3 protein-coding genes and 1 pseudogene are annotated in these 3,713 nt (G+C 59.5%); 2 read left to right on the forward strand and 2 right to left on the reverse strand.

The genetic code is table 11. The features are described 5' to 3' along the window. Both NKI72_RS34280 and NKI72_RS34285 read left to right on the forward strand, forming a co-directional pair. Positions 1–252: pseudogene (locus NKI72_RS34280) on the forward strand (hypothetical protein); the annotation flags it as partial. Further along, positions 227–442: a hypothetical protein gene (locus NKI72_RS34285; protein ID WP_352852148.1), complete on the forward strand. Its 216-nt coding sequence runs from the start codon at positions 227–229 to the stop codon at positions 440–442. The pseudogene NKI72_RS34280 and the gene NKI72_RS34285, both read left to right, overlap by 26 nt. A gap of 304 nt (positions 443–746) precedes the next feature. Here NKI72_RS34285 and NKI72_RS34290 read toward each other — a convergent pair whose 3' ends face one another. Together NKI72_RS34290 and NKI72_RS34295 are read right to left on the reverse strand one after the other, a co-directional pair. Continuing rightward, positions 747–1,691, reverse strand: coding sequence for an NAD(P)-dependent oxidoreductase (locus NKI72_RS34290; protein ID WP_352457236.1), 945 nt, complete (start codon positions 1,689–1,691; stop codon positions 747–749). A gap of 55 nt (positions 1,692–1,746) precedes the next feature. Continuing rightward, a complete protein-coding gene (locus tag NKI72_RS34295; protein WP_352852149.1) occupies positions 1,747–3,519 on the reverse strand; it encodes an adenylate/guanylate cyclase domain-containing protein in 1,773 nt (590 codons plus the stop codon). Positions 3,520–3,713: the final 194 nt, after the last annotated feature.

Here is a 3,713-nt window from a genome sequence, read left to right on the forward strand (position 1 = left end):
GTGGCCATGCTGCGTGGCGTCGCTCGTCATCTCCGGCCTGGAGGGACCATCGTCTTCCATGAGCCGGATTGGGACGGCTGTCGATCCAGCCCGCCGGCGCCGACCTACGACCACTGCTGTCGATGGATCGTCGAGACGTTCCGGCGCAGCGGTATCGAGACCAATATGGGTATCAAGCTCGATGCGGCATTCCGCGCGGCTGGATTGACCGCGCCCCTCAATGCACATGGAGGCGGTTGTTGGGGGAACTAATGGCGGCTTCGACTGGTCACACCAGACCGCCGAACTCATTGTCACGATGCTGCCGGAAATCCAGAGCCGGGGCGTTGCGACGGCCGCTGAGGTCGATATTGAGACTTTGGAACAGCGCATGCAGCGCGAAATCGAGGCGGGTAGCGTGATCGTGAGCCGCTCGGAAGTGGGCGCCTGGTCGCACGCCTAGAGCTAGCCATGACACTGGGCGGCTGCCTCTCACGAACGACTAAGGCGCATGTCCGCTCTTGGCGCGATCGAGGCGATGCGGACTTCGCCTACTCAGCAGCCGCCAGTGCGGCTTGGTTGGGTGGTTCTCTGCCGTCTGTCTCCTCGAGCGGAACGAGCAGGCAGCGCCATTAACGGACTAAGAGTGGATTCTTAGCCCGCACTTAGGGTCCGTACAGAAATTTTCGAATCGATTAGATTCATTAGGCCGCGGCAATTGGCCGAATCCCGTCAAGGAACTGAAGCAGTTATTGCCATACGGGCCCTTAGTAGCCCCGCTCAAGATTTACGAGATTGGTGATGTCATTGCCCAACTTGATCTGCTCGCACAGACCTGCCACCTGCGCTATGCCCGAATCGACCCAATAGCTTGCCACATGTGGTGTGATGGTCACCTTCGGATGGGCCCATAGCGGACTCGCCTGGTCGAGCGGTTCCGAGGTAAAAACATCGAGGCAGGCGCCTGACAGTTGCCCAGCGTCAATGGCGTGCAGAAGTGCAGCCTCGTCGACGTGTGCTCCGCGTCCGACATTAACGAGGTAGGCGCCGCGCTTCATCAGACGGAAAGTTTCGGAATTAAGTATTCCTCGAGTTTCGGTGGTCAGCGGCAGCGCGCACACGACGAAGTCTCGTTCAGCCAAGGCCTCCTTAAGCGCTGGGGCACCAGCGTAACAGGCCACATCGGCGATTTGCTTAGGGTTGCGGGACCATGCCGCCGTGCGATATCCCAGCTCGGCGAAGAGTCGCGCGGCCCATCCACCGATACGCCCAGCCCCAAGGATAACGATGCGGGTCTCGCTGGTCTTCCGTGGCGCGATCGGGCGCCATCTCTTCTGGGTCTGTTGGAGAGCATATTCAACGACATGGCGTTGCCGGCACAGTACTCTGAGAACAATGTACTGCACAACCTCAGAGGCAAGTTCGCGGGTCGCCAAACGTACGACGCCAACGCCCGCAGGCAGCTCACCCAGTTGCAAGCCGTCTATGCCCGCGCCGAGATAGGCAACTGCACGCAATCGCGTCATACCTTCAAAAAACCTGCGCGGCGTACCCTTATCGATCAGCACCAAGTCAATGTCGCCGGGATCGCCGTGATGGGGCCATAACCGGAAGTCGAGGCCCGAAACGCGCGCCTTGAGAGATCGCGCCCACTCCCCCGCGTCGATATAGTCGGGGTAATCATTCACCATCAGTAAAGTGAGTGCTTTCACCACTACCTCCTAAACACTCTGTTCGACGTACATCAGCCGGAATGGATCGAAGCGGCTATCCGGGCACGCCAGCCATGCGCATCGCCTCTGCGAAGTGATCACGATCTTCTTGACGACGGAATGGGTTGTTGTCGAGCAGAAGCTGGATGCATCCTTTGGCTGCTTGCTCAACGCCCCCCGGCCTTGCTTTCAGCCTCGCTACTGCTTTTTCCGCCCATAGCTTTGCCTCGGCAAGCCTATCAAGCTTGGCAAGTATAGCTGCGCCGAAAAAAGTCGAATCGATAAAGTAGTCGGGGACTCTGATCCGCGCGGCTAGGGCCTCGGGATACCGCCTTGCGGTAAATAGGGCAGTCGCCTGAAAGGCGATATACCAATCGGGGTATCGTGGATTGAGACGCATTGCCGCTTCGCCGCAGGCAACCGCCTTTTCCCCTTCTCCATACATTGCGAGCATGTAGCTGGCATTGGCGAGGCTGTCGGCATCGTTAGGGTTGAGCATGATGGCGCGATCCACATGTTTCTTCATGCGCTCATAGTCGCCCCGATAGAGGCAAGGCCATGCCAACGCGATGTGGGCTTGATAATCGGCTTCATCGAGCGCGAGGGCCCGTTTGGCGCAATCAAAGGCCATGTCATAAGCGCCTCTACCTTCTGCCGCAATTAGCAAATCAAGCGCTTCCATCTGGTAGGTCACCGCTAAACCGGAATAGGCGCGCGAAAAGGTTGGGTCTGTGGCAGCAGCCTTTTCGAAGTGTTGGCGCGCTTCAAGATTGTTCTGACCCACCGTCCACAAGAGATGTTTGCCGCGCAACCAATGGTCATAGGCGATGAGGTTTTCAGGGTGCTTACGCTTAGCGCGTTCCAAGGAATCGTCTTCGAGGCCCACCGCCAGCATGCCCACGATCCTCTGGGTTATCTCGTCCTGAACCGCAAACATATCGGCAATTTCTCGATCATAGCGCTCCGCCCAGATGTGGCTGCCGGTCTCAGCGTCGATGAGCTGCGCGGTTATGCGCAGACGATTCCCGGCGCGACGAACGCTTCCCTCGAGTACATAGGTCACGCCCAAGTCGCGTGCCACGTCGGGGATCTTCATCGTCCGTCCCTTGTAGGTGAACGAGGAATTGCGGGCGATGACGGACAGCGACCGAAAGCGCGAAAGTTCGGTAATGATGTCCTCTGTGATGCCGTCGGAGAAGTACTCCTGCTCTGGATCGCCGCTCCTATTGACAAACGGCAAGACGGCGACCCACGGCTTATCGGGTAGCGACAGTGCGCGACGCACCAAGGCAGAGGTATCGGCTGGGCGCACTCGGCAAACGCGCACCAGCTGCTCGATGTTCTTCAGCGCCTGCTCGCCCATATCCTCGAACTGCAGATCGAGCCGGTTGCCCAGGTGGTCACGCACTGTGCCCGACACCGCTATGCCACCGGCCGGGGCGACGCTCTCAAGCCTAGCCGCAATATTCACTCCGTCTCCGAAGATGTCCTCGCCCTCGACGATGACATCGCCCAGGTTGACCCCGATCCGCAGTCGGATCGCGCGGTCCTCTGGCATGTCGGCGTTGCGCGCCTCCAGCCGCCGCTGGATGTCGACCGCACAGGCAACGGCGTTAACAACGCTGGGGAACTCAGCCAGAACCCCATCGCCGGTCGCCTTGAAAATCCTACCCATGTGTTCGGCGATCTTTGGATTGACCAGCTCGGCCCGCAGCGCCCTCAGCGTAGTCAGCGTGCCCATCTCGTCATGGCCCATGAGCCGGCTGTAACCGACCACATCGGCAGCGAGTATGGCGGCCAAACGGCGCTGCACGGCGCTCTCGACCACGCTCGGACTCCTCCCACGTGTGACGGCTCCGCTTTGGAGCCCAATCAACTACACAATACCAGCGCCTTATGTCAGGGCAATCGGGCGCTCGGATATGACGCCTCCCATCGGCAAGCCATTAGAAGCTACGACACGTACGGGCGGAATGACAGCTTTGGGTCATGGCCGTGAATTGACCCGGAGCAAGCGAGCTT

It is taken from the genome of Mesorhizobium sp. M0437 (genome assembly GCF_040321335.1).
Lineage (GTDB): Bacteria > Pseudomonadota > Alphaproteobacteria > Rhizobiales > Rhizobiaceae > Mesorhizobium.

Bases quoted from the DNA above. Each gene is read 5' to 3' on its own strand.
- NKI72_RS34285 (WP_352852148.1), top strand. From the start codon at position 227: ATGGAGGCGGTTGTTGGGGGAACTAATGGCGGCTTCGACTGGTCACAC.